We start from the raw sequence: 26,731 nt of genomic DNA on the forward strand, positions 1-26,731 counted from the left end.
GGGGACTTTATGTCAATTGGAGGGGTGGCGGTGATGAGCCATAAACGTTATCCGTTTCTGTTAGAAAAAAACGAAAACTTTTTTGATAAGCTCAGCCAGTGGATCGGTGATGTCTTTTACGATACGTTGCCGGAGGCCGGCTTTGAGCTGCGCGATGAGCAAGTTTATATGGCGTTCCAGCTCGAGCGCGCATTTCGCGAAAAAAAGGTGATGTTTGCCGAAGCCGGAGTCGGTACAGGGAAGACGATCGTCTACTTGCTATACGCGATTTGTTACGCACGTTATACCGGCAAGCCGGCCATCATCGCCTGTGCAGATGAAACGCTTATTGAGCAGCTCGTCAAAAAAGAAGGAGATATCGCCAAATTGTCCAATGTGCTCGGGCTGCATATTGATGTCCGACTGGCGAAATCACCCGATCAATATTTATGTTTAAACAAGCTTGAAGAAGTGACGACATACGACGATGGCGATATTGAGCTATATGAACAAATTTATGACAATCTGCCGGCTTTCGTCCATGACAATAAAACGATGCAGTCGTTTTATCGTTACGGCGACCGGAAAGAATACGCCCATTTAACCGATGAGCAATGGAAAAAAATCGCCTGGGATCCGTTTCAAGATTGTTTTACGTGTGAAAAGCGGCACCGTTGCGGTCAGACGCTTTGGCGCGACTATTACCGGAAAGCGGCCGATTTGATCGTCTGTTCACACGACTTTTATATGGAGCATGTGTGGACGTACGAGGCGCGCAAGCGGGAAGGACAACTGCCGCTCTTGCCGGAGGCGAGCTGCGTCGTGTTCGACGAAGGACACTTGCTTGAGTTTGCCGCACAAAAGGCGCTTACATACCGAATGAAAGAGACGACGCTTGAGATGTTGCTGACGCGGCTTCTTGAAAACGATATTCGCGAAGAACTCGCCTATTTAATTGAAGAAACCATCGAAACGAGTGGGCGCTTTTTTACCGAATTGAAAGCGTGCGCGAAAGACATCCCTGGCTCAAACCGGAAAGAAATTTCACCGTCGCCGCAGCCCGAGCGCTGGGCGAAGCGGCTGCGTGACCAAATCGTTAGAATCGGCAATGAGCTCGTGTTTGAAAGTGAAACGTATACGATTGACCATTATCAGCTGAATATTGTTGACGAATACTTAGACCAAATTCACTATTTGCTCGACTTGTTTTTAACAAGCGCTGATGCCATCGCGTGGCTCGAGTCGTCGCGCCAAGAGGCCACACTTGTTGTCATGCCGCACACTGTGCAAGAAGTACTGCGTGAAAAAGTGTTTGCGAAACGCATGCCGTTTATCTTCTCATCGGCGACGTTATCGAACGGCAAGTCATTTCAATATATGGCTGACAGCTTAGGGATCGATGACTATTTATCGTTCAGTGTGCCGTCGCCATTTGATTATGACGAGCAAATGACCATTTATATGCCGACGTTCCGCGCTAATGAGGCGCTGTTTGCTGAAAAATACGCCTATGCGATGAAGAAATTGCGTGAAACGGGCGGACGGGCGCTCATCTTGTTTCCAACGCGCGAGGAGCTGCTTCAGTTTAAAGAAGCGGCGGCCGGGGAACCGTTCTCATTTTTGTTTGAAGGCGACCGCGAGATTAGCGATTTAGTCGCCGAGTTCCAACGCAACGAAGAAACCGTGCTTTGTTCGGAACATTTATGGGAAGGGCTTGACATTCCGGGATCGTCGCTGTCCAATGTTATCATTTGGTCACTGCCATATCCGCCAAACGATCCAGTGTTTCAGGCGAAGCGGAAGGCATATAGCGATCCGTTTTGGGATGTCGATGTCCCGTATATGCTTCTCCGTCTCCGCCAAGGGGTCGGACGGCTCATCCGCACGCGCGATGATCGCGGCATCGTCTCCATTTTTGTTACCGACCAGGAAGACAAGCAGGTCATCGCTGCGATCAAATCGGTCTTGCCAACATCTGTGAGGGAAGAGTAGCGTTCTTCCCTCTTTTCTTTTGGTGAAAAATGACGTTTCTTCGCGATCAAGGAGGAAAAGAGCACCTAGTTATGGAAATGATGATACGGCCATCCAAAACGAATAGGGGGACTGAGCATGGTGAAGCGAATGGAAGAACAGTTTTTGCAGTATGTCAAAAAAATGATGGGGTATCATGAGGCCATCAATTTAATGTATTGGGATTTGCGGACCGGTGCTCCGAAAAAAGGGGTGGAGCAGCGCTCTGAAGTGATCGGCATGCTGTCGGAAGAAGCGTTTAAAATGTCCACTTCAGAGGAAATGGCAGCGTTTATCGCCAAGCTGTCGCCAAAAGAGGTGTATGAACAGCTTGATGAAGTGACAAAACATACGCTTGATGAATGCAAAAAAGAGTATGAACGGAATAAAAAAATTCCAGTTGATGAGTATAAAGAGTATGTCGTGCTTTGCTCAAAGGCGGAAAGCGTCTGGGAAGAAGCAAAAGCGGCCGCCGATTTTGCCCGTTTTCGCCCGTATTTGGAGCAAATCATCGAGTTTCAGCGCCGCTTTATCAGCTATTGGGGATATGAAGGGCATCCGTACAATACGCTGCTTGATCAGTACGAGCCGGGCATGACGGTTGAGTTGCTTGACGGATTGTTCGGTCAATTGCGCGAACGCATCGTTCCCCTTGTGCACGCCATTTCTGCTGTGTCCGATAAGCCGGATACGTCGTTTTTGTTTGCGCCGTTTCCAAAGGAAAAGCAGCGCGCCTTTCTTTTGGAGTTGCTCAGGGAACTCGGCTACGATTTCGGCAAAGGGCGGCTTGATGAGACGGTCCATCCGTTTGCGATCGGGCTTAATCCGAACGATGTACGCATCACAACACGGTATGATGAGCGCGATTTTCGCACCGCTGTTTTCGGTACGATTCACGAGTGCGGCCATGCCCTCTATGAACAGCACATTTCTGAAGCGCTTGTCGGCACGCCGCTCGCGAGTGGGGCGTCGATGGGCATCCATGAATCGCAGTCACTTTTTTTGGAAAATATGATCGGCCGTCATCCATCGTTTTGGAAACGGCATTATCCACGTTTGCAGCAATACGCACCGGAACAGTTTGCGGACGTTTCACTTGACGCGTTTTATCGGGCGATCAATGAGGCGAAGCCGTCGCTGATTCGCATTGAGGCTGACGAGCTGACGTATCCGCTTCACATTATGGTTCGATACGAAATAGAAAAGCAGCTGTTTGCCGGAGAGCTCGAGGCTGCTGATTTACCGGACGTATGGAACGAGAAATATGAACAATATCTTGGCATCCGTCCACATAATGATGCGGTCGGCGTTTTGCAGGATGTCCACTGGTCAGGTGGCAGCTTCGGCTATTTTCCATCCTATGCGCTCGGCTATATGTACGCGGCGCAGTTTAAACAGGCGCTCGAAAAAGAGTTGGATCTTGCCCAATTGCTTGAGGAAGGGAACATCACGCCAATTCGTGAATGGCTGACGGCCAACATTCATCGGTTCGGCAAAACCAAAAAGCCGCTTGATCTTGTGCGTGATGCGACGGGGGAACCGCTTAATGCCGATTATTTAATTCAATACTTGGAAGCGAAATATAAACCTCTTTACAGACTGTAACATCGTTGCTGAGGAAGTCTTCGGATCCAAGCGAGACGACGTGGAAGCAGTTCAAACAATATCCCCCTCTTCACACCGAAGAGGGGGATAGCTTTTACCATAATTTATATCCTTTCGACCCTGGCGGGGCGTTTTGAATAATGTCGATGAGCGGAACGGTATATGCGATCAAAATAAGCGCAACGACAATGCCGATCCAAAGTTTCCAGTTTTCGAACACCAACACGACCCGTTCCTGCGGGGCGGCCGCTTCGGCGACTGGAAATTCTGTTTCGCCTTTCGGAGCGAAAAACGCCAAATTGATGACGATGACGAGCATGAGAATAATGCCGATAAACAAGATCGTTCCGCCGACAGCTTGTGCGATTTGGTACGGAATCCATTCAAGTGCTTGCGGCGAATTGCCGTACGTTGAGAACGCTGAACGTCTCGGTGCCCCAAGCAAACCGGCAAAATGCATCGAGCCGGACATAAATGTCATCCCGACGGCCCAAACGATCGTTTGAATGATGGCAAGGCGGTTCATCGCCTTCGTCAGCACCCGACCGGTCAAATGCGGGATGAGCCAGTACGATGCACCGAAAAATGTTAAGACAACGGTTGTCGCCACCGTCAGATGGAAGTGCCCAGTCACCCAAATCGTATTATGGACGACTTGGTTGAGCTGATGCGAGGCGTTAATAATCCCGCCTGTACCGGCCGGAATGAAAAACAGCATTCCGACAAACGGTGCGAAAAAGCGCGCATCTCCCCACGGCAGTTTCCGCAGCCAGCCAAACAAGCCTTTTGCTCCTTGCGAGCGGCCGTATGATTCAAACGTCGCAAACATGGAGAACGCCGTCATCAATGATGGAATGATGACCATAAACGTCAAGACGACTTGCACGTATTTCCAAAACGGTGAAATCCCCGGCTCAAGCAATTGATGGTGGAAACCGACCGGAATCGAAAACAGCAAGAACAAGATAAACGCTAACCGTGCGAGCGAATCGGAGAACATTTTGCCCCCGATCACTTTCGGAATGACGGCGTACCAAACCATATACGCCGGTAACAGCCAGAAGTAAACGAGCGGATGCCCGAAATACCAAAACAGCGTCCGGCTTAACAGCACGTTCACCCGTTCAGAGAGCCCGAGCGACCATGGGATAAGCTGAAAGACGACGGTTGCGGCAACACCGAGCGTACAGATGAGCCATAGCGCCATATTCGTTACTGACATGAATGTCAACAACGGGCTCGCCTGGCCGCGATGCGCTTTCCGCCAGCGCGCATAATGGGCAAACATCGCAAAACCGCTCACCCAGCTGCCGACGACAACAAGCGCTAAACCGATGTAAAAGCCGGCATGCGCTTGCAGCGGGGCATAAAATGTATACAATACAGCCGCTTGCCCCGTGAGGATGAAAAAGGCGCTCATGGCTGTTCCAATCGTCATCAGCCAAAAACCAATCCATCCGACCCGGCGCGTGCTGTCCGTGAATGCCCCAGCCGTGCGGCTGACAGCAGCAAACTGAAAGCCGATAATGAAAAAGGTCGTCAGTACAAGTCCGAGCAAGACGCCGTGCGTTGTTAAAATCGTATAGTAGCTGATGCCACCCGGCAATTCAAACTTGCCGGAACGGACGAGCGTTTGCAATAAGCCGGCAAAGCCGCCTAATCCGAGAGCGATAAAAGCGACAAATAAATGCGCCAACGCCAGTTTGGCGTCGCGGCGATCGACTTTTTCCAACGGTTGTACCATGTTACTCCACCACCTTAATGCGTGCCGTCATCATATGATGGCCGGCGCCGCAATATTCATTACAAAGGATCGTATATTCGCCCGGTTCATCAAACGTAGCCGTCAAGCTGTTGACGTAGCCAGGTTCGACCATCATGTTTATGTTTGTTCCTGGAATTTGAAATCCATGGATAACATCCTTCGAAGTAACGTTAATCGTCACTTTTGCTCCTTTTGGAATTTCAATTGCATTTGGTGTAAAGGAAAAGGCAGCAACGACGATGTTCAGTTCGTATTCATTCTCTCCTTTTTTGACAAGACCCGGCTGATCAAATGGCGGGGTCGTGTCTACTTTCTCTGGATCGATTGTCGTCAGGCAGCTTGGCGGCTGCTGTCCGGCAGCGAAAGCGCTCACACCGACGACGGTTAAGAAGACAACGAGACAGCCGATACCAAACGTCAGCCAAATTTTTTCGTACTTATGAATGTGCACATCAAGTTCCTCCTTCGCCGCTTATATCCGGTTTAGAAATAAAAAGTAGACGCTGACCCAAGCGAAAATGATGAAAAAGCCGAGCAAAAATACGGACGCCAGCGTGCCGCCGAGACCCGGCTCTTTCTCTTTTTTCGTTTGCTGGATCGTCGTAGTCGTTTTTGTCCACTCCGGTTTTGCCATGCTGTATCCCTCCTCTTTTTCAAATTCATCCCCCAGAACAGTAGTGAGGCAGGAGTGCCAACCGGCGGATTTCCCTGCTTTGACACTATCATAACTGTAGGAAACTGTGGTCACAGTGACTTTTCTCACAAAAATGATGTAGGAAGTTTGAACAAATGGTGACGATTGTGAAAAATGTATGAACAAGATGGAAAAAAAAGAGGTGCTGCAATGAATGATGGTTCTTCGTTGTGGCGTAGCTGGCATCGGTTTTGTTAATGAGAAGAATGAGAATGATAAATGAATGATAGTAAAAGGGTAAAAGCGAATAATTGTCATTTTTTATCCATCAATGTTCGTCTTTTTTAGTAAAAAATGCTTCTCAACCGCTGTCGCTCATGGTATACTGCTAATAAATGAATCACGCTGACTCACTCATATAATCGCAAGAATACGGCTTGCGAGTCTCTACCAGCCGACCGTAAATCGGCTGACTATGAGTGGCAATGTCAGGAGGGAGGCGGTCATGGCCGCCTTGTGCCTTCCGTTTTGCTTCGGCTTAAAAGACATTGCCTGACTCATGGAATGGGTGAGGCCGGTGTTTTTTAAGCTTTTTTTATTGGAGGGAATCAGTATGCGCGAATTGCTCGAGAAAATTGCCGCCGAGGGGGAGGTCGTCGCGGACGGAGTGCTCAAAGTCGACCGCTTCTTAAACCATCAAGTCGACCCGCACCTTATGAAACGGATCGGTGAGGAGTTTGCTGCTCAGTTTCACCGTGAGCGGCCGACGAAAGTGCTAACGCTTGAGTCATCCGGTATTAGCCCGGCGCTTATGGCTGCCTATGAGCTCGGTGTGCCTCTTGTCGTTGCCCGCAAGCGGCGACCGCTGACGATGACTAGTGAAGTGTATCGCGCGGAAGTATATTCTTTTACGAAGAAGGAGACGAACGAAATCATTGTTTCCCGGCCGCTACTGGATAGCAGTGACCGGGTGCTGATTATCGATGACTTTTTAGCCAACGGCCAAGCGGCGCTCGGGATGGTGGAGGTCGTCCGTCAAGCTGGAGCGGATGTTGTCGGCATCGGTATTGTCATTGAAAAAGCGTTTCAAGACGGCGGCCGGCTCCTTCGTTCGCAAGGATTCCGCGTCGTTTCGCTCGCCCGCATCGCCTCGCTCAGCGATGGCGTCATTCGATTTCACGAAGAGGTGATGAGCTGATGAAAATGAAATGGTGGCAAATCGGGTCATTAGGCATTCAGCACGTATTGGCAATGTATGCCGGGGCGATCGTCGTTCCGCTTGTCGTCGGCGGTGCGCTTCAGCTATCGGGAGAGCAGCTCACCTATTTAGTAGCCGTTGATTTATTGACGTGCGGCATCGCGACGTTTTTGCAAGTATGGAAGAATAAGTTGTTTGGCATCGGCTTGCCGGTCATGCTTGGCTGTACGTTTACGGCGGTCGGGCCGATGATCGCCATCGGCGGTCAATACGGAATGACAGCCGTATATGGTTCGATCCTTTGCGCTGGGCTTGTCGTCGTGCTCATCAGCCCGTATTTCGGCAAGTTGCGGGCGTTGTTCCCTCCGGTTGTCACCGGTTCGGTCGTAACAATTATTGGCTTGACGCTCATTCCGGCGGCTGTGAACAATATGGCCGGAGGACAAGGAGCAGAAGATTTTGGCGATCCAACTAACTTGGCGCTGTCGTTTGGCGTGCTCGCGCTCATTGTTGTATTGTACCGCTGTTTCAAAGGCTTCATTCGCTCGATTGCCATTTTGCTTGGAATGGCCGCCGGCACTGTTGTCGCGGCCGTGATGGGAAAAGTAGACTGGACGGCTGTCACCGAAGCATCGTGGGTTCATCTGCCGCAGCCGTTTTATTTCGGTGTTCCATCATTCCATGGCTCGGCCATCTTGACGATGGTGTTGGTCGCTATCGTCAGCCTCGTCGAATCGACCGGCGTCTACTTCGCGTTGTCTGATATTTGCCGTCGCCGGTTGACGGATGAGGATTTGGCGGGCGGTTACCGCGCCGAAGGGTTGGCGATCATCGTCGGCGGGCTGCTAAATGCGTTTCCGTATACGACATACTCGCAAAACGTTGGCCTCGTTCAATTATCGGGGGTGAAAACGCGAAACGTCATTTATGCCGCCGCTCTGTTTCTCATCTTGCTTGGATTTGTGCCGAAAATCGCCGCTGTGGCGACGATCATTCCAGCCCCGGTGCTCGGCGGGGCGATGCTCGCCATGTTTGGCATGGTCATCGCTTATGGCGTGAAAATGTTGAGCCAAGTCGACTTGACTGTGCAAGAAAACTTGCTGATTATCGCTTGCTCGATCGGCGTGGGGCTCGGGGTGACGGCGGTACCGAACTTATTCGCCGAGCTCCCGGCCGGCCTCCGCATTTTGACGGATAGCGGCATCGTCGCCGGCAGCATGACGGCCATCATCTTAAATGCAGTCTTCCATTTCGGTAAGGTAAGAAGATCGGCTACATTGCCGTTGCAGGAACAAAAAATTTCCTAATCGTGTTGTCCTTTCTAAATATCCAACATATTTAGACTCAAAATATGTTAGAGTGTCGTCTACATGTCATCAACGTTTTCTGATCAGATTGATTAAGAAAACGGGGGTGACATTTTTTATTTGCCATGAAAAAAATCAACTATGTGTTTAGATAATGTGTGGTGAACCATATCAAAAGTAAATGAGGTTTTTGTGAAAATTTGAAAAAGCGAGTTTGAAGTTCAATTCTGATCTGGTAATTATTTGAATTTCGTGAGATTACATCTCTGTTATATGAATATAATAGGACTTAACATGCTTACTCTTGTTTCTTTCCCGATTCATAAACAAAACCCCTACTCATTAAAAGCAGGGGTTTTGCTATAAGTAAATGATGATTTATTTGGTTTCAAAGTCGAAGCAACCTCTGAAATAATGACTACTCTCCCCCAGAACGGGGATCCTTGTTCGGTGTTACATCTTAAAAACTGAAAGAATCATCGCGTTTTAGTTTGCCATCTTCCATTTTATACACTTTATCGCAGTATTCCAGCATTCGTTCGTCATGGGTAACCATAATCGCTGCTTTGTTTCTTGTTTTTGTTTCTTTTGCTATGAGTTGAACCACTTCATGGGCGTTTTTCGAATCAAGACTTGCTGTTGGTTCATCTGCCAAAATAATAGAAGGATTGTTTATAAAAGCTCGAGCAATTGCAACTCGTTGGCGTTCTCCTCCTGATAATTGTTCGGGTAATTTTTCCATTTTTGCTGCTAAACCGAGGCTTTGTAACAATTCTTTAGCGAATTCCTTATCTTCCTTTACAAGTTTCCCTGACATTCTTTTCACGACAAGTAATTGTTCCAGAACATTTAAATAAGGGACGAGATTACTGTTTTGTAAGATAAATCCGATTTCCTTGAGCCGTAATTGGGCCAAATCCTTAGGTTTTAATTCATTCAGGCTCTTACCGTTAATGATGACCTCACCTTTCGTTGCATGAAGCAATGCACCTGCAATCGCTAGAAATGTACTTTTACCTGAACCTGATGGACCAATGACAGCAATAAACTCACCTTGTTCCACCGTTAGGGAGACATTATCAAGGGCAAGAACTTGATTTTCACCTTGTTGATACAGTTTAGAGACATTCTTGAATTGTATTACGGACATTATTCCATCCTCCCAATCGCTTGAAGCGGATCGATTTTTGTAATTTTTCGAACGGAAATCAAGGAACTTAAAATCGAAACTACAAGTAATAAAAGGGCATAAACAACAACTAATTTAGTATCAAGTGAAAATGGCATTTCATCCGGAAGAATAAGGGCTGTCCCATAAGTTAACAAGATTCCTACCACAATACTAATTGATGATAATAGAAATACTTGAGATACAATAGCTTTTCCGAGAAAACGATTGCTGGCACCAATGGCTTTTAAAATGCCAAACTGATTCGACTTTTGCAAGGTAAGTACATAAAAGAATACTCCGATTACAAATGCCGAGATAGCCAAAAGGAAGGCGAGCATCATCATAATTGTGCCATTCTCTTCTTTATAACCAGGCATTCCTTGTATGGCTGCGGCCTTGGTGACTGTTTCAGTATTCTTGAAGTGCTTATTTAATTTCTCTGGATCAATATTTTCCCCTTGCAGCATAATGGCATTTACAGGTTTTTCAATTCCTTTATCAGAGCCCGGTGCTGCAAATTGAATAGAGCGCCATTTATCTAGAGTAGTAAAAATAGCCGGTAAATGGTTGTATGTTTCATTTGTAACAAACCCTACAATTTTCACTTTTTCTAATGAGCCTTCTATTTCCAGCGTATCACCAATCTTAAAGCCTTTTTTCTTTAACGTATCATTGACTATAACTTCTAAAGGCTTATCTGCTTGAAGTGGCTTGCCTTCGATCACACTCGGTTCTAGAAAACTGCCAGGTGTGATTCCCAAGATGGCAACATCTACTTTTACTTTATCAGCAGAAGCAGACTTAAATACAGTTCCCATGGTTGCACCCATTGCTGATGCAGCTGTAACATTAGTTTGGTTTTCCAGTTCTTTTACCAATGATTCACTCAATAACGATCGGCTCATAGAGGCTCTCGATCCTTCTTCAAAAGTTACATAATGGGCATTCATATTTTTAAATGTTGCTGCACTAAGAGTGGAAAGGCCATTACCCAGTCCCGAAAGAATGAATACCAACCACGCAATCAGGACAGTAATAAGCCCAATCATTGAAAATCGTAATTTTCCATGCTTTTGTAACCGTCAAGTAAAATTGAACACTTTTTGCTCATTAATTTTGAACAGTTTCATCGCTGAAAATGGAAATTCTATGCTTCATGCGATAGCTGTCTCCGTTTAAATGAATCACCTCTGCCCGATGAATAATTCTATCTAATACGGCTGTAGTGATCGCTGGATCCCCCAGTAGTTCTCCCCATTCACTTGGTCCCTTGTTGGACGTTAAAATAATGGATGATTGATTGTACAAGTCATTGATCAAATGGAAAAACAAATTGGCTTCTCGTTGATCCATCGCCATAAACATGAGATCATCGATAATCACGAGGTTGGATTCTCTTAGACGCTGAAGACGAATTCGAGATTTGCGAGTGATTTCTTCTGTTTTTAACGCTTGAATCAACTCTCCCATGGTAATAAACGTCACTTTATACCCTTGATCAATCGCCTCCATCCCAAGTCCAATCGCTAAATGGGTTTTCCCTACACCTGGCGGTCCTAATAAAATTAAGTTAAAAAGTTGGTCTAACCATGCGAGTTCCCGCAATTGATGAAATTGCCGTTTTGTCAGTGATGGCTGTTCATCCAGCTGAAACTCGTCCAATGTCTTGTAATACGGGAAAGCTGCCCATTTTAGACGCCTTTCCCGTGCTTTTTTCTCCCGACAATCTTGTTCATACTGTAATACTATGGACAAAAAACGAAGATAGGTCATCTCGTTTGTTTCTGCTTGTTTCACTAGTACAGGCAGGTGAAAAGCCGTTTCTGTCAAACGCAACGTTCGCAATAACTCTTGTACTTTCGCCAGCTGGCTCATTTCGTTCTTCCCTCCAAAATCTCAATATATTCTTCGATGCTTCTGACAGCTGGTTGAGCTTCCAAAACCGAAAGGTTCCCCTCACGTAATGGTTGAATTCGGTTCACTGAAACGACTTTGTCGGAAGTGTTCCATCTATGTTGTCGTTGTAAGTAACCGACCATATCTGTAAATGCAGAGGCGCTATACAACTGTAATTCCATACATTTTTGCAGCGCTTGGCTGCACAGAGAGAGTGGAGATTGAGCCAGCTGCTTTTGAATGAGCTGTAATTGATCCCGTATATATCGTGGATCACGAGTGTTGATTATCCAAAATTAGACATACGCCTTCCATAAATTTGGGCATACTCAAACAAAGCAGCGGCCATCCCGGATTTCCAATCGAGAGGAAGCTGCCCAGAGAAAAAACGGCGAACGAACGAAATGAAGGAAAGAGAGACGTTCGTCTGTTTTTTGGTTTGATCATACAGCCATCGCAGCAACACATACGCGATGAACGCCGCAAACAGTTGGTTGTATACCGCATTTTCCGTCGTGCCAAACAAGGTCGGGACATTCAGATATTGCTTCACCCAACGGAAAAAGACCTCAACAGTCCAACGTTGTTGGTACATGTCGGCAATGGTTTCCGCAGACGCATGGAAGAGGTTCGTCACGACCCGAATGTCGCGGCCATTCGCATCTCGAAAGATCACCACCCGGTGACGCTTGGTGGAGCGGCATTGTTTCGTCCCCAACTGGCACGTGAAGTCGGCTTGAACCGATGAGGATGTGCTGGAAAGGCGTTTCAAGCTTTTTTTCTGATGAAGTTCGATGTTGTCCTTCATCCGAATGACAAAGAGCTGATGCTGCTCCACAAATCGATCGAGGCGTTCGATTTTGAAATACGCCCGGTCTTCCACCAGCACTTGTTGAGCGTTCGTCAACTGTTCTCCCACCGGGCCATCATGACGCAGTCCGATGGTTTCCACCACGTCTGCCGGCAACGAGGATTCCGGCGAATACGCGACGTGCAGCTTCACTCCGGCGCGTTCGCCGTGATACGGCGCCCATGGCAGGCGGTTTTTCCCGACCGTGACGGTCGTCGAATCCACCACCCGAAGCGGTTTGGGAAACCGAAGCGAACGGCGGGTTTGGCGGTTGCACTTGGAAATGATCAACGCCAACAAGCGTTTCATGATGTCATAGGGAACTTCTTTCGCTTTCTTGGATACAGTTGAATAATGGAATCGCGGCAATCCATACAGAGGCCCCACATCGGCTCCGTGGCGAAAGCTTTTCCATTGATGCATGGCGGCCAGCAGGAAGAAGTGAATCAACTCGCGCAACGTAAAGGTTCGAGACGAATCACGATACCCAACCGCTTCGGCAATCAGTTGAATCTCTTCATCCGAAACAAGTTTTTGCATCAAATTCGGGAGTGTGGTATGCTTGTTCATAGAGAGCACCTCCTGGGTTTGTTTGTGTCGCTACTCACATTCTACAGGAAAGGTGCTCTTTTTTCTATACCCTTTGGATTTTATTGGATAATCAACACGCCTGATCGTGGATAGTTTTTTCGTATACGTTCGAGATACTCCTTGGCCGCATCCGGATTTTCAAATTCATGGGCAATCCTCTCGAGATACACATCGATCCCTTTCGCTCGATCACGCAGATGATTCCGGTTTTGAATGAGTTTCCCTTTGCCGTGAGTGATCGGGTGTTTCCCTAAGTATTCCCCGGTTTCCAAATCATAGATCAGGAGTTCTTGTTCTGCCTCTTGAATGACGATTTGCACCGTTTTCCCAAACGATGTATAGGTTCCGCACGGAACCGTGTATCGATTGGATTTGTACAGAATGGTATTGTCCTTTCTCACCGTCCTTGTTATACTGTTGGTAAGGTTTGTTTTGGGGACACCAGTCACGTCCAATGATGGAGAGATCGGTCGTAAGTGTGCTTTTTCGAGTTCGAACACATCGGCCGGTCTCTTTTTTGTCGTATTATGAACTCTGCCGTTTCCTGTTCGGCGCAGCCAATTCCATCCTTGTTCATTCCATGCATCGATAGTAGTAAAGATCCGATGTTTGGCAAAGTTATGTTTGATAAATCCTACGACGTTTTCGATTTTCCCCTTACTTTCCGGATCTGCCTTTCGACATACATGAAGAGTCAAGTTTCGTTGTCTCCGATAGGCTTCAAATTCGGCCGTGAGAATGAGATCCCCGGCATTTTCGCTGACCACAATCAGGTTGTCCTGATCGTAAACCAGTTCGTTTGGGATTCCCCCAAACCATTGGAACGCATTCTCGTGCGCTTGGATGACATCTCTCGTCGTAAAGGACGATTCAGCCACTCCATGTATTTATAACGGGAGTGCGAAAGAACAAAGGCGATAAAATATAACACGATATCCTTTCCTTGTTGATTTTTTACTTTGACTTTTCCAAAATCGACTTGCGCTTGGTGACCCATTGGTGGATCTGGCACTGCTTGATATTGGCGGACAGAAGTTTCTTTTGGGATGTTCCACTCCTCTCGTAAATTCCTCACATAGCTGCGGACCGTACTTTCTCCCACACGGAGATCGGGATATTGTTCCTCCAGCCAATCTTGTACTTGAGACGCTGATAGATCTGGATGCTTCTGAATCCAATGTAAAATAATCTCTCGGTAAGGGTCTAACTTTTTTCTTCGCTGCTTCGTAGAAGCCAGCCATATCGTCATTTCCTCTGGTGAACGTTTTAAATAGTTATATAATGTCGTTCTGGATATGTTTAATTTTTTAGCGATAGTGGCTTTACTAAATCCTTGCTTTAAGAGCTGATAAATTTCCATGTACACTTCCCACTTATCCACCTTTTCCATCCCTCCAACAGCTAGATAGCATTCAACATCTATCATAGCTGTTCGGAGTAAAATTGGTAAATGAGTGTTCAATTTTATTTGTCGGATTCTGTCCATTTTAGTTTAGCAGTTACATGCTTTAACTCTCTTATAGCAAGAAACAATGTACGCCACTCCTTCTATAAAAAATTTTTAATCACATTTGATTAATTAGAGTCTATTAGTTTTTTGTGATTAGTCAAATGTGACTATATACAAAAAAATTATTTGTTTATTGCGTTGATGGTGTTGCAAAACTAGAGTGAAAACTCAAAATTATGGATAAATATGCATAATTGCACATGTAATAGATGGCGATGAAGCCCGTGCCACCGAGGTTGTTCTAACCCATTCATCTTTCATTGGTTAAATACTCGTTCGATGGTGCTACGGAGGCCAAACAGTCACTTCCCAAATCGAGTGTTCAAGAAGACGGGGATCACCCGGCCATAGGCATCGTGTCGTTCCTCGCTATTGCGTCAGTTCATCGGGGAAACGAAAAAGATGTCCCATTGCTCGGCCGTTTTACAGATCTGTTCCCTGTCATAGGCGGCATCCTCAAGTGCAAACTCGATGTCCCATCCTTGCAGAGACGAAAGCAGTTCCGGTGCCACTGCTGCGTCATTTCGATGGGCGGTAGTCAAAACATGGGATAAAATGGATCCCTTCCGTGGTGGTACACAGATGCAGTTTATCTCCTTTGAACCAATGGTACCGAGTCGACATGCCCTAATTTGCTTGGGAATCATACAGGCTGCTTCGAAGAGCTGTACGACCGATCATCACTACTTTTGGTTTTTGAACACCTAAATCGTTTAGAAGTTGGGCATTCCAATCGGAAAATCCTTGTTCTTGAAACCATTGACTGGCTCTTGAAAAAGTAGACAGATGAGGAACCTCCAGACGTTCACAAATTCGTCGGAAATAGCCAAACCGGTGGAGGATGTTCACCAACTGCCGTAAAGAATCCATCGCGAAGTAGGTTTTCAAAAAGAAACATGTGAGCAGTGCCTTTTTAGACACTGGGGGTCTTCCTGTCACATACGGTGTTTCCAGAAAAGAAAGTTGGCCGATGTATCGAAATCATGCCTCTAAAAGAGGATCGATTTCACCCATCAGTGCATGTTCGATCACGAAATTGGAAATCATGATCGTGTCCACCCCTTGGTAGTTGGTTTTGGTCACTGTATATGATTTCCAAGGTGGTGGATTTTTTATGTGCATTTATGCATTCGTTATGCGTTTTGCAACACGTTCTGCGTTGGTAATAAAAAAAAGAATCCTCGGTGGCTTTAACATCATAAGTATATAAAACTTAATTCGAATAAAGAAGAGATTGAATGGTTTTTTCAAGAAAGGAAATTTCTGCTTCTAACATTGTAATTTTATGTTCGACTGCAAGATTAACACCAGTTTGATTTACATGTACAGGGGTTTGTTTAAGTTGATCAATTAGTGTTTTGTTTTTCTTTAATCGTTCTTTCAAGGCTGGTATTGCTTGGTCCATAGGAAGAAAATCAATAAACATTAGCCCAATATCCCCTTGATAATTAACACTTTCAGCAGAAGACAGATTGTTTAATAGCAATTGGTAAAAATACTTTCGACCTCTTTCATTTATAGAATACACTTTGCGGATGGGTCTATTTCCTTTTTGCTCAAACTTAATATCAATAAAGCCCTTTTGATGTAGTTTATCCAGCGTAGCGTAAGCAGTAGACTTTTTCATATCTGTAACTATACTTAGGTTTTTTTCGATGAATTCATTAATCTGATATCCGTGTTGGCTTTGTCCCATTAGTAACCCAAGTAGAATTAGTGAGCGGTGTTCCACCGATATCCTCCCTCTAGAAATGTTGATTTATCAAGGCTTTTCGGCCTCTCAGGGGTGTCCAAAAAATATTTTTCGACAAAATCCCTTACATCCTTTTTCAGTTTTGTGGATATCTTACAGACCTAGGGTGCGCTTCGCGGCCATGGCTGGTTATATTTTCCTGACGTGGGGAGAAGCATATTCGATGCACCCTTTGGATCTCCGCGTCGCTGATGAGGACGAACCCTCCCATGTCTCCGGGCGTCTTCGCGCCAACATTCCCTCGTTCGGTCTCGTCATCAGGCGGAGGCCGGCCAAGCTCCTTTAGGGACTCAAGGTCGAATGGATGAAATCACGCCAGCTTCTCCGGTGTCATCTCGTTGTCCAACGATTCTTCCGTTCGCAGGGGGAGGCCTTAGGCCGCCCGTTGCACTTGGGACAAGACGTCCTGCTTCATTCGCTCCGCGTCAAACGCTTGTTTCTTCGTACAAATCGCAAACAGCACATTCAACAGCTTCCGGCACAAGGCGACGATGGACTGCTTTCCGGTCAGCGGGTTGACGGGGCGGGTTGTGTAATATTCATGCAGCTCGCGAAACGCCTCGTTGTGCCGGATCAGCGGAATCACCGCCCGAAACAGCACCGAGCGCAACCGTTTCCGTCCCCGTTTGGAGATGTGCTTTTGCCCTTTGCGCTGGCCGGAGGAGTTCTCCTTGAGCGTCAGGCCCGCCAACTTCACCAATTGGCGCGGGTCCCGATAATGGGCGAAGCTGCCGATCTCCGCCAGCAGATCGATGATCGTGGCGTCTCCCAACCCGTCGACCGTTTTCAACCATTGGTACTCCATCGTCGTTTGAACCAATGCCTTCAACTCGGCGTCCAGTGCGGCGATCTCCGCCTCCAATTGGCGGTATCGGCGGACGAGCGCGGCGATCTCAAACCGGGCCATCGTCGTCCCTTCCGTCACCCCAATGGAGTCCTTCGCGGCGTTGATCAACGCCTGAATTTTGGCCTTCTGCGGGCATTTCAGCCCTTCGCTTTGCCGGTACACCTCGATGAGCTCCTCGGCGGTCCGACCCGCCATATCAGCCGGAAGCGGCGTCCACTCCAACACCGAAAGCGCCGTTTTCCCCAAGTCACGAAACACGGTCCAAAACTCTGGAAAATACCGATCCGTCCAGCGGACGATCGCGTTTTTCACCGCCGTCTGTTCCTTGCGGAGCTTCTCTTTGAGCGTGCTCCCCACGCGCAAATCGGCTTCAATCTCGTGCAGCAGCCGGGGAACGAGGAATCGTCCGTCTTTTGCCAGTCTGGCAATGACCAGGGCGTCTTTGGCGTCGTGTTTCGTCGGCAGGTTGTCATCAAGTTCTTTCGACCGGCACACATGCGCCGGGTTGACCATGACCAACGGGATCCCGTGCTCCTCGAGGAAGTAGGCCAGGTTCAACCAGTAGTGCCCGGTCGGCTCCACGGCGACGATCACCTCTGACTTCCCGAACGCTTGCATCGCCCCCTGAATCGCTTTATACAGCTGTTGAAACCCCTCTTTCGACTGGAAGATCGGGAACGATTTGCGAAGCACGCGCCCCCGGTCATCCACGAAGCAGGCGTAGTGGGTTCGTTTCGCGATATCAATACCCACGACAAGCGTTTGTTCGGTGACTTGATCAATTTTATAGTTTTGTGTACAATTCATCTGAAGTCCTCCTTGGTATGGTGAGTGATGTGGTTGACACCCCTGCATCATACCAAGAGGGCTTTTTTTGATCAAGTCCCCGGAAAAGCTCCTAACGGGAATGCTCCTTTCTTTCACACTCTTTCTACGTTCTCTCGTATATTTTATTGGTAGTCAATTGAATGTCAATTCAATATTTTGGAGTTTTGGGTAAAGTTTGGATTTTCTTCGTTATTTTTAGAAAGTTATCGACTGTTTAATATCTATATTAACAGGGCCCCATCATCATTTTTTAATCGGAATAATCATCTTTATCGATTTTTAAATTCATTATAGGATATAAGCAATCAAAGAACAAATAGTTAAATTGATCGATGGTCACAGACATTAAGGGACATGAAATATCCCGCCGCTTTTCGGCTAGGAAACCATCGTTCACAGAACGCAGCAAAAAGTCAACGAAGTGTCGCTAAACGAATCTGGCAAGGGCTCATTCCTCAATCATTTGTACTATGCTTGCTTGAGTAGGAAAGCGAAATCCGCATCTTGAAAGCTGGATACACAACAAACGTCTTTATAGATGTCCCCGCTTATGACCATTTTTCCTTCCAAAACAGGCTGGTTTTGCCCACACCTGTTTTTTTGTTTGCCATAACGTTTCTTTCATTTTTTATGCTGCTTTTCTGTCGGCCACGAAGAAAAGGAGAGAATCGACCTGCTGTTTCCGAAAAAATAGGCGTATAAATGTGTTTTCGCATGCATATAGTCCGGCTTGTTGCACACTCTAATAGAAAAGAAGAACAAACCGAGGTGTTTGTATGCCGATCCTTTTATCTATCGGCACCGCAAAGATGCCATACATGGTTTCTCAACATGAGGTGAAACGTTATGTCGCCGAGTTGTTTGCCGGGCGTCTAATGCGCGCTGAACGGCTGCTGCAGGCGTTTGACAACGGCGGCATCCGCACGCGCACCTTTGTCAAGCCGCTTGCTTGGTATAGCCTGCCGCGCGGCTTCGGGGAGAAAAATGAGGTGTATATCGACAGTGCCGTTCGTTACAGTGGCGAGGCCGTCAACGACTGCTTGCATAAAGCCTCTACCGGCCCGATTCCGTATGAAGCGGTCGATGCGCTGTTTTACATCTCAACGACCGGTTTGTCGACGCCAAGCATCGAGGCGCGGCTGATGAACGTGCTGCCGTTTTCACCTTCTGTCGTTCGGGTTCCGATTTGGGGGCTTGGCTGTGCGGGCGGGGCAGCGGGACTGGCTCGAGCAGCCGATTATTGCCGAGCGTTTCCTAATGCCAAAGCGCTCGTGATTGCCGCTGAGTTTTGCAGTTTGACGTTCCAAGCGAATGACTTATCAAAAAGCAATGTAATCGGCACATCGCTTTTTTCTGACGGGGTGGCATGTGTGCTTGTCGCCGGCGATGAAGCGGCGCCAAAAAGCGGTGCGCCGCGTATCATCGCTGCTCGGTCGGTGCTTATGCCTCGTTCGGAGGACGTGATGGGTTGGGATATTCGTGATGAAGGGCTGTTTGTCATCTTTTCGAAAGATATTCCGTCAATCGTCCGCAGCTGGCTGCGACCGCAAGTGGAATCGTTTTTACAGGAAAACAAACTGCTGCTCAGTGACCTTCGCTATTTTATTGCCCACCCGGGCGGGAAGAAAGTGATCGAGGCGTACGAAGAAGCGTTCGGGTTCGGCCCGAAGCAGACAGAGGCTGCTAGAGAGGTGTTAGCCCAGTATGGCAATATGTCGTCAGCCACCGTTTATTTTGTGCTGGAGCAAGTGATGCAGAAGCCGCTTGCGCCTGGGTATGGGCTGCTCGTCGCCCTCGGCCCTGGCTTTAGCGCCGAGATGGTGCTGCTTAAATGGGAGGGATGATGATGCGGTTTGCATTCGTATTTTTGGTGGTGGCTGGGATGCGCTTGTTTGAGCTTGTGCTTGCAAAACGGAACGAACGGTATGTGAAAGCACTCGGAGCGAAAGAGGTTGGCGCCCGCCATTATCCGTGGATTGTATTGATGCATATACTCTTTCTTTTGTCGTTGGCTGTTGAGGCACTGCGAAAAGGCGCGCGCCCGTCGCCACGCTGGCCATTTTTGTTTCCGTTCTTTCTTGCTGTCGAAGGGCTGCGCGTATGGACGATTTTATCGCTCGGCCGCTTTTGGAATACGAAAATTTTGATCGTGCCCGACCGCCCGGTCGTGAAAAAAGGACCGTACCGGTGGATCCGCCACCCTAATTATGTCGTCGTCGCTTTGGAGATCGTGTTGCTGCCGCTTTTGTTCCAAGCACCTATGACCGCGCTTATCTTTTCACTTCTTAACGCAATCATGTTATCCATTCGCATCACCGCTGAAGAACAGGCGCTGTCAGCGTTCACTGATTATAAGGAGGCGTTTCAGGCTCGGCCGCGTTTTTTGCCGCTAGGAAGAAAAACGGTCGTGCGCGTTTAAGCAACTGCATGAAAAAACAGGAACAGCTAATCAGCGAAAGGGGACCGCGGATCGTTCTTATTTGGCAACAGCGGTCGCCCTTTTGCGGTTGACACAAAGGGAAACAAGCATATTTCCAACTAACTCCTGCTTGCCAAACGAACGGGCGGGATTTTTTTGTTTTTCTATTGGGAAATGGGACGAAATACAGTAAAATGAATGTAAACGATATTGACGGAAACAAGGGGTTTGGGTCATGGGATATGTTGCAACTGAGCGGCCGTCATTGCGGCCGTGGCTGGCGAAAATGATCGAGATGTATGAACAGCTTCAGACAACGGGGGACAAAGAAAACGCGAACAAAGTGAAGCAGCTTATGGAAAAAATGGCAGCCGGGGAGCTTATTGTCGCATTTTGCGGTCATTTTTCTGCCGGCAAATCAAGTTTGATCAACGCGCTGCTCGGCGAACCGCTGTTGCCGTCGAGCCCGATTCCGACGAGTGCGAATCTTGTGAAAGTGAAAGCCGGTCGGGATTATGTGCGCGTCTTTTACCACCGTGATGCGCCGGTCGAGTACGAACCGCCGTACGATCCGGAACTGATTCGTGCTCAATGCCGGGACGGGGAGACGATTGAATGGATTGAGATTAGTCGTGAAACAGACGCCATTCCGCCAGGAGTCGCCATCTTGGACACGCCGGGCATCGACTCGACGGACGACGCCCACCGACTGGCGACCGAGTCTGCACTTCATTTAGCTGATGTCGTCTTTTATGTCATGGATTATAACCATGTACAAGCGGAATTAAACTTTCAATTTACGAAACAATTAACGGACGAAGGAAAAACCGTCTATTTGATCATCAATCAAATCGACAAACACCGTGAGGACGAACTGCCGTTTGCTGCGTTTCGCGACTCGGCGGCTAGGGCGTTCCGAAGTTGGGGAGTCGAGGCGGCCGGCCTGTTTTTCCTCTCGTTAAAAGCGCCGGACCATCCGCATAACGAATGGCATGAGCTGTCAGCCTGTTTGCGTCAGTTGTTTGCGGACAAAGATGAGTGGCTCGTCCGCGGCGCCGAAGCCGGTTTAAAACGGATCGCCGACCGTCATATCGAACAGCTTTGTACCCGACATGAGCCGCTTGAACAAGAAATGCGCATGCAGCTTCAGAAGCTTGGCGGCGCGGATGATGAGGCGGCGGCTATGGAGGAGCTTGGACGGTTGGAGACGGAGTTGGCTAAGTGGCAGACGGCACCCAAGCGGGTGGAGGAGACATTTCGGACCGAACTTGAGCACGTGCTACAAAACGCCTATTTGATGCCGTTTGAAACAAGAGCGCGGGCGGAAGCGTACTTGCAGGCCATGCGGCCCGATTTTAAGGTGGGGTGGTGGTTTGCAAAGGCGAAAACAGAAGAGGAGCGACAACGGCGGTTCGCTGCGTTTTACGAAAGCGTCAAGGCACAAGCGGAGGCGCAAATTGAATGGCACGTCCGCCAGTTGCTTCTTCGGGTTGGAAACGAATGGAATGCTGACCGTGCTTGGCTTGGTAAGTGCCAGCAATGGACGGTGGAGTGGGAGGCGACGCTGCTCGCCAGCCTCGTCAAACAAGGCGCGGATACAAGCGGTGCGGCGCTATTAAACTATACGGATGAGGTCGCTGCAGCGCTGAAAAAATGTTACCGTGACTCGGCGTTCACCTTGTTTGCTGAGCTCTTGGAACAAATCGCCAAACAGGCGGCTGCCCAAATGGATGCATTGAGTGATGAGCTTTCGAGGGCGCGTGAAAAGGTGGAGCTCATCGGCCGCCTCGCCCGCCTCAAATTCGAGCGGGAAGAGCGCCAACGCTCATTTGAACAGCTCATCGCCGCTCCGGGTGATGACGCAACGCTTGATGAGACCCGCCTTGCTTTGCTGACTGCGCCGCCTGATTTCCGCAAGGCGCGCCATGTGGAAACGCCAAAACAGCAAGTCGCTGCCAAAGAGCAAGCGCTCGGTCAGAAAGGCGCGGTGGCTGGCAACGAATTGGAGGACGAAAGAACAGGGGAATCCCGTACGCCGTCAGCCGGTGGAAAACGGCGTAGCGAACAGGCCGCCGACCGGCTTGATGAAGCGGCGGCTTACCTTGAACAAGCGGATTTGTTGCGCCGTTTCGCTGGCCCGCTGCGCGACAAGGCGAGCCGGCTCCGCACGCGCGCGTTTACGGTTGCCTTGTTTGGCGCTTTCAGCGCCGGCAAGTCATCACTTGCCAACGCTTTGCTTGGCGCACCGCTTTTGCCGTCTTCGCCGAACCCGACGACCGCCGCTATCAGCAAAATCGCACCGCCCGACAAAGAGCACCCGCACGGTACGGCGATCGTAAAAGTGAAAAGCGAATCGCAAATTTGGGCTGATATACAAGCATCGCTCAGCCAGTTCGGCCATCAGGCGGATACATGGGAGGAAGCGCTTCGCCTCTGTGCCCGTCTTGCCGAGTCTGGGGCCGAACATCCGGCGCAAAAGCCGCATGTTGCCTTTTTGGCGGCCGTTGCGGCCGGCTACGAGCGGATGTGCGATCGATTTGGGGCAACGCTGTCGATCCGTTTCGAGGAGCTGGAGGGGTATGTGGCTGACGAAGCGGTGTCGTGTTTCTTAGATGAGGTTGTGCTGTATGCCGACTGTCCGCTCACCCGCCAAGGGGTGACGCTTGTCGATACGCCGGGAGTCGATTCGCTAAACGCCCGCCATACCGGAGTGGCGTTCCATTATATGAAACATGCGGACGCGCTACTGTTTGTGACGTATTACAACCATGCGTTTTCGAAAGCGGACCGCGAGTTTTTGCTTCAGCTCGGGCGGGTCAAAGATGCGTTTGCGCTTGACAAAATGTTTTTCATCATCAATGCGGCCGACTTGGCTCAATCAAAGGAAGAACTTGATGCTGTCATCGCCTACATGAACGATGAGCTCGCCCGTTTTGGCATCCGTTTTCCGCGTCTTTATGCTCTCTCAAGCCGCATGGCGCTGGCGGAAAAAATGGGGGTGGAGCCTAGCGCGCGCGGCGTCTTGGCGGATTCCGGTTTGCCCGCCTTCGAAGCAGACTTTTTCCGTTTCTTGACGGAAGAGCTGACTGAGGTGGCGGTCGAGAGCGCCTATGCTGAGCTCGAGCGGGCGTGGCAGACGGCGGCGGAATACGCGCGGGCCGCTGGGCAGAGCGAGGCGGAAAAAGCGGCGAAGCGGCGCGCGCTTGAGGAAGTCAAGGTAAAAATGCGCACCGTGCTCGCCGATGCCGTCGATGCCTACGGCCAGCACGCACTTGGCCAAGAAGCCGACGAACTGCTTTATTACGTGAAACAGCGTGCCTTTTTCCGCTTGAATGACACGTTTAAAGAGGCGTTCAATCCGTCGGTGCTTCGCGACGACCAAGGTCCAGTGCGCCGGGTGCTTGAGCGTTGTCTTGACGAGCTGCTTGCGTCCGTTGGCTTTGATTTGGCGCAAGAGATGCGGGCAACGAGCTTGCGTGTTGAGGCATTTTTGCATAAACGGCTTGCCGAGCAGTTCGCTCGCTTGAGCAGTGAGCTTCGCCGCCTTGATGAGGCGCTCGCACTCGTGCCGCCGGAGTCGTTTGCTTTTGCGGCACCGGAGTTCGCCAACGCCCTTAGCGATGTGGATCGGGGACGGTTTGCTAAGGCGCTTTCACTCTATAAAAACGCGAAATCGTTTTTTGAGCGCGATGAGAAGCGGCGGATGAAAGAAGAGATTGAAGCAGCGCTCGTTGAGCCGGTTGATCGGTATTTGGCCGAGCAAAAAGAGCGGCTCATCTCCGTATATGCCAAGCAATACGAGGATGCCGTCGCTGCGCTTACGGCTGCGCTCACCGATCAAGTTGACAGCTATATGGACGGTTTAATGGCAGCGCTCGCTGAAACAGCAGACTCCGAGGCGCTCAGCCGGATCGAAGCGGCGCTTCGCGGCCTTCTTTCTAGAGAAGACAGGGAGGCGCGCTGATGAACCGGTTTCACGCTTGTGCGACATGTATCCACTACGGCATAGAAAAGCGGGCCAACGGGTTATACACGTATTGCCGCCGGCTCGGCTATGCGACGAAACCGAATTACCAATTCAACTGCTGGATACCCAAACCTAATGTCCAGCGTTTGATGGAAAAAGAAGCAAGAAAGGACGAGAACCATTGAGTGAAGTGCATCAAGCGATTACTGCCCACGTACAAAAGCAGCACGCCATCTTAAAAAAGTTTGCCATGCTCGATGCTGAGCGCGAGCGGCATATCGAAGAAGCGGTCGAGCGGTGCCGCCGCGGCGAGTCGTTTACGGTCGAGCTGATCAATGAAGTGACGAAACAAATGAATGAACTGGCCAAAGGGGGCCTCGTACCGACCCGCCGGTACGTGACGCCGGAAATGGTGCGCGAATATGTGAGCCGCCTTGAAGGAAAGCGATCGTAACAGCGGGGAATAGATGAGGCTGTCATCAAGCTGCAGCCCATAGGAGCAGCGGCTGCCCGTCCATCCTCCTAGGGGCAGGCTGATTGGCAGGCAAAATGAAAAGGGGGAGAAGAACATGGCGTCTCTCGTTTCCCATGAATGGTTGCTTACTCATTTGTCTGAAGAAAACATCCGCATTCTTGATTGCCGGTTTTGGCTTGGTGATCCGTCTAAAGGAGCGGCCGTTTACCAGGACGATCATATTCCTGGAGCGGTGTATATGGATTTGGAACGCGATTTGTCCGGTCCGGTGGCGGAGCATGGGGGGCGTCATCCGCTGCCGTCCGCTGCTCAGGCGGCAGAGGTGTTTGGCCGTGCCGGCATCGATGAAACGGTGACGGTCGTTGTCTACGATGATCAACATGGGGCGATGGCTGCGCGCTGTTGGTGGCTGCTTCGCTATTTTGGCCATGAGCGCGTTTATGTGTTAGACGGCAATTACAGCGAATGGAAAAAGAAAGGGTATCCGGTGACCGACACGATTCCTGCCGTGTCGCCGCGGCGGTTTCAGCCGCAGCCCGATCGGTCATGGCTGGCAACGGTCGATGAGGTGCGCGCTGCTGTCCGCGATCGATCGGCCGTGCTCATCGATTCGCGCGAGTGGAAGCGATACGCCGGTTTAGAAGAACCGATCGACCGCCGACCTGGCCGCATTCCGGGAGCAGTGCATCGGTTTTGGAAAGATGGAGTGGCAGAAGGAGGCTATTGGAAAAGCGCAGCCGATCAAGCCGCTCGGTTTGCCGATCTTGACCGTGAGGCTCCGTTGATCGTCTATTGCGGCTCCGGCGTCACTGCCTGTCCGAACGTGCTCGCATTAAAAGAAGCCGGCTACCGAAACGTTCGGCTGTATGTCGGCAGTTTCAGCGACTGGATTTCCTACCCGGACCATCCGGTCGAAACGGACGATCCGTCATCTTCTGCATAAATGTTTTCAGGCAAGCGTATGGCAGGACCGCCGTCCCATGCATAGTTTTTCTCCGGCGGGCGATACTATGCGTGAATTGACTGAACTAGAGGAGGAGAGAGCGCATGGGACGGACTAAGCTCGGTAATGCCAATGCCCAACGGAACAACAACGCGAAAAAGAAAAATGGTTTTAACGAGTGGACGAGCGAATTCGCTTCCTACGCTGAAGTGGAAGCAGAAAAAATGAAAAATGACCATAAAAACATCCGTTAACGACGAGGGAGGTGTCCCTCGTTTTTTGGTGCAATCATTAGCGTTGGCAAGGACAAACGTATGTGCTATAATCATGGACAGAATGCCAAAGGACGCTGGCCGGCAGGGAGGGAAAAAGGTGCGAAAATGGTTGGTCATTTTGTTGTTTTTAACGGTTACTGGATACGGCCTTTGGAACGCGATGGCCGCGGAGAAACCGAATGAGGCAAGCGAAACCGAAACCGGCCCGAAAATCGGCCATGCTGCCCCCGATCTGACGCTGCCGACGCTTGGCGGCGAGCCGGTCAAGCTGTCTGATTTGCGTGGCAAGGCGGTCGTCCTCAACTTTTGGACGTCATGGTGTCCGCCGTGCAAAAAGGAAATGCCGGAACTTGAGAAGTTTTACAAACAGCATGGTCGTGAAGTCACATTGCTTGCTGTTCATTTGACTACACAAGACACGCTCGATAATGCGGAACGGTTTGTGAAAAGCAAGAAGTTAGCGCTGCCTGTCGCTTTAGATGTCCGCGGCGAAGCGCTTCATTACTATCGGGTTCAAACGATTCCAACGACCTATATCATTGATCCGAACGGCGTCATTCGGCAAAAAATCGTCGGTCCGGTGACTGCGGCTCGGCTTGAGAAAGAAACAGCGCGTTTCCGTTAACCATCAGTTGGTTTAACGGAAGGCGCTTTTTTTCATGACTCATTATTTTTCGAAAAGTTGTCATAATTTTTATCTTTTTTGGG

General features: G+C 49.3%; 26 protein-coding genes and 1 riboswitch. Of the genes, 12 read left to right on the plus strand and 14 right to left on the minus strand.

What is annotated here, in order from left to right; genetic code table 11:
• Positions 1 to 33: 33 nt before the first annotated feature.
• On the plus strand, positions 34 to 1,971 hold the full coding sequence (locus IC804_RS17520) for an ATP-dependent DNA helicase (protein ID WP_008879321.1): 1,938 nt from the start codon (positions 34 to 36) through the stop codon (positions 1,969 to 1,971).
• Positions 1,972 to 2,088: 117 nt separating this feature from the next.
• Positions 2,089 to 3,594, plus strand: coding sequence for a carboxypeptidase M32 (locus tag IC804_RS17525; protein ID WP_060475816.1), 1,506 nt, complete (start codon positions 2,089 to 2,091; stop codon positions 3,592 to 3,594).
• 94 nt (positions 3,595 to 3,688) lie between these two features.
• Here IC804_RS17525 and IC804_RS17530 read toward each other — a convergent pair whose 3' ends face one another.
• Genes IC804_RS17530 through IC804_RS17540 form a run of 3 tightly spaced genes read right to left on the minus strand, consistent with a single transcriptional unit; the run spans position 3,689 to position 5,993 of the window.
• The gene (locus IC804_RS17530) at positions 3,689 to 5,338 is read right to left on the minus strand and encodes a b(o/a)3-type cytochrome-c oxidase subunit 1 (protein WP_029760864.1); all 1,650 of its coding nucleotides are present in this window, start codon (positions 5,336 to 5,338) and stop codon (positions 3,689 to 3,691) included.
• Between the two features lies 1 nt (position 5,339).
• The gene (locus IC804_RS17535; RefSeq protein ID WP_008879317.1) at positions 5,340 to 5,810 is read right to left on the minus strand and encodes a cytochrome c oxidase subunit II; all 471 of its coding nucleotides are present in this window, start codon (positions 5,808 to 5,810) and stop codon (positions 5,340 to 5,342) included.
• A gap of 21 nt (positions 5,811 to 5,831) precedes the next feature.
• A complete protein-coding gene (locus tag IC804_RS17540; RefSeq protein WP_008879316.1) occupies positions 5,832 to 5,993 on the minus strand; it encodes a cytochrome c oxidase subunit 2A in 162 nt (53 codons plus the stop codon).
• Between the two features lie 394 nt (positions 5,994 to 6,387).
• Positions 6,388 to 6,489: riboswitch (purine riboswitch) on the plus strand.
• A gap of 117 nt (positions 6,490 to 6,606) precedes the next feature.
• On the opposite strand from IC804_RS17540, the gene IC804_RS17545 reads away from it, so the two are divergent.
• Together IC804_RS17545 and IC804_RS17550 are read left to right on the plus strand one after the other, a co-directional pair.
• Positions 6,607 to 7,191: a xanthine phosphoribosyltransferase gene (locus IC804_RS17545; protein WP_029760862.1), complete on the plus strand. Its 585-nt coding sequence runs from the start codon at positions 6,607 to 6,609 to the stop codon at positions 7,189 to 7,191.
• Positions 7,191 to 8,498, plus strand: a complete 1,308-nt coding sequence (locus IC804_RS17550; RefSeq protein WP_008879314.1) for a nucleobase:cation symporter-2 family protein — start codon at positions 7,191 to 7,193, stop codon at positions 8,496 to 8,498. Before IC804_RS17545 ends, IC804_RS17550 begins: the two co-directional genes overlap by 1 nt.
• A 460-nt stretch (positions 8,499 to 8,958) precedes the next feature.
• Here IC804_RS17550 and IC804_RS17555 read toward each other — a convergent pair whose 3' ends face one another.
• The 11 genes from IC804_RS17555 to IC804_RS17595 form a co-directional block, all read right to left on the minus strand.
• The gene (locus IC804_RS17555) at positions 8,959 to 9,648 is read right to left on the minus strand and encodes an ABC transporter ATP-binding protein (protein WP_008879313.1); all 690 of its coding nucleotides are present in this window, start codon (positions 9,646 to 9,648) and stop codon (positions 8,959 to 8,961) included.
• Positions 9,648 to 10,718: an ABC transporter permease gene (locus tag IC804_RS17560; protein ID WP_190300634.1), complete on the minus strand. Its 1,071-nt coding sequence runs from the start codon at positions 10,716 to 10,718 to the stop codon at positions 9,648 to 9,650. Before IC804_RS17560 ends, IC804_RS17555 begins: the two co-directional genes overlap by 1 nt.
• 61 nt (positions 10,719 to 10,779) lie before the next feature.
• Complete coding sequence (gene istB / locus IC804_RS17565; protein WP_081157650.1) at positions 10,780 to 11,544, minus strand: IS21-like element helper ATPase IstB; 765 nt, start codon at positions 11,542 to 11,544, stop codon at positions 10,780 to 10,782.
• 307 nt (positions 11,545 to 11,851) lie between these two features.
• Positions 11,852 to 12,985, minus strand: coding sequence for an IS4-like element IS5377 family transposase (locus tag IC804_RS17570; protein WP_015374614.1), 1,134 nt, complete (start codon positions 12,983 to 12,985; stop codon positions 11,852 to 11,854).
• A gap of 80 nt (positions 12,986 to 13,065) precedes the next feature.
• Entirely contained in the window at positions 13,066 to 13,884 is an 819-nt protein-coding gene (locus IC804_RS18760) for a hypothetical protein (RefSeq protein ID WP_223812842.1), read from the minus strand.
• Positions 13,776 to 14,387 (minus strand): helix-turn-helix domain-containing protein, encoded by a 612-nt coding sequence (locus IC804_RS18765; protein WP_223812843.1) that lies wholly within the window; start codon positions 14,385 to 14,387, stop codon positions 13,776 to 13,778. The genes IC804_RS18760 and IC804_RS18765 overlap by 109 nt, the downstream gene beginning before the upstream one ends.
• Positions 14,388 to 14,893: 506 nt before the next feature.
• Positions 14,894 to 15,163: a transposase gene (locus tag IC804_RS18770; RefSeq protein ID WP_223812844.1), complete on the minus strand. Its 270-nt coding sequence runs from the start codon at positions 15,161 to 15,163 to the stop codon at positions 14,894 to 14,896.
• On the minus strand, positions 15,144 to 15,437 hold the full coding sequence (locus IC804_RS18775; protein WP_233129512.1) for a transposase: 294 nt from the start codon (positions 15,435 to 15,437) through the stop codon (positions 15,144 to 15,146). Before IC804_RS18775 ends, IC804_RS18770 begins: the two co-directional genes overlap by 20 nt.
• Positions 15,438 to 15,729: 292 nt before the next feature.
• Complete coding sequence (locus IC804_RS17585; protein ID WP_008879311.1) at positions 15,730 to 16,248, minus strand: PadR family transcriptional regulator; 519 nt, start codon at positions 16,246 to 16,248, stop codon at positions 15,730 to 15,732.
• A gap of 394 nt (positions 16,249 to 16,642) precedes the next feature.
• Positions 16,643 to 17,923, minus strand: a complete 1,281-nt coding sequence (locus IC804_RS17590; protein ID WP_087959816.1) for an IS110 family RNA-guided transposase — start codon at positions 17,921 to 17,923, stop codon at positions 16,643 to 16,645.
• Positions 17,924 to 18,492: 569 nt separating this feature from the next.
• Positions 18,493 to 18,660, minus strand: a complete 168-nt coding sequence (locus IC804_RS17595; RefSeq protein WP_190300635.1) for a hypothetical protein — start codon at positions 18,658 to 18,660, stop codon at positions 18,493 to 18,495.
• A 60-nt stretch (positions 18,661 to 18,720) separates the two neighbouring features.
• Here IC804_RS17595 and IC804_RS17600 point away from each other — a divergent pair, with 60 nt between their 5' ends.
• From IC804_RS17600 to IC804_RS17635, 8 genes are all read left to right on the plus strand, one after another.
• Entirely contained in the window at positions 18,721 to 19,788 is a 1,068-nt protein-coding gene (locus tag IC804_RS17600; protein ID WP_008879310.1) for a type III polyketide synthase, read from the plus strand.
• Complete coding sequence (locus IC804_RS17605) at positions 19,785 to 20,363, plus strand: isoprenylcysteine carboxyl methyltransferase family protein (RefSeq protein WP_011887309.1); 579 nt, start codon at positions 19,785 to 19,787, stop codon at positions 20,361 to 20,363. Before IC804_RS17600 ends, IC804_RS17605 begins: the two co-directional genes overlap by 4 nt.
• A 235-nt stretch (positions 20,364 to 20,598) precedes the next feature.
• Positions 20,599 to 24,327, plus strand: coding sequence for a dynamin family protein (locus tag IC804_RS17610; protein ID WP_029760856.1), 3,729 nt, complete (start codon positions 20,599 to 20,601; stop codon positions 24,325 to 24,327).
• Positions 24,327 to 24,515 carry a hypothetical protein gene (locus IC804_RS17615; RefSeq protein WP_008879307.1) on the plus strand — a complete coding sequence of 63 codons (189 nt, stop codon included), beginning with the start codon at positions 24,327 to 24,329 and terminating at the stop codon, positions 24,513 to 24,515. The genes IC804_RS17610 and IC804_RS17615 overlap by 1 nt, the downstream gene beginning before the upstream one ends.
• On the plus strand, positions 24,512 to 24,784 hold the full coding sequence (locus IC804_RS17620) for a YpbS family protein (protein WP_029760855.1): 273 nt from the start codon (positions 24,512 to 24,514) through the stop codon (positions 24,782 to 24,784). Before IC804_RS17615 ends, IC804_RS17620 begins: the two co-directional genes overlap by 4 nt.
• A gap of 115 nt (positions 24,785 to 24,899) precedes the next feature.
• A complete protein-coding gene (locus IC804_RS17625) occupies positions 24,900 to 25,748 on the plus strand; it encodes a sulfurtransferase (RefSeq protein WP_081157530.1) in 849 nt (282 codons plus the stop codon).
• Between the two features lie 104 nt (positions 25,749 to 25,852).
• Complete coding sequence (locus tag IC804_RS17630; RefSeq protein WP_008879304.1) at positions 25,853 to 26,002, plus strand: hypothetical protein; 150 nt, start codon at positions 25,853 to 25,855, stop codon at positions 26,000 to 26,002.
• Between the two features lie 118 nt (positions 26,003 to 26,120).
• Entirely contained in the window at positions 26,121 to 26,648 is a 528-nt protein-coding gene (locus IC804_RS17635; RefSeq protein WP_029760853.1) for a TlpA family protein disulfide reductase, read from the plus strand.
• The last annotated feature ends 83 nt before the right edge of the window (positions 26,649 to 26,731 follow it).

The organism is Geobacillus sp. 47C-IIb (assembly GCF_014679705.1).
Classification (GTDB): Bacteria; Bacillota; Bacilli; order Bacillales; family Anoxybacillaceae; genus Geobacillus; species Geobacillus thermodenitrificans.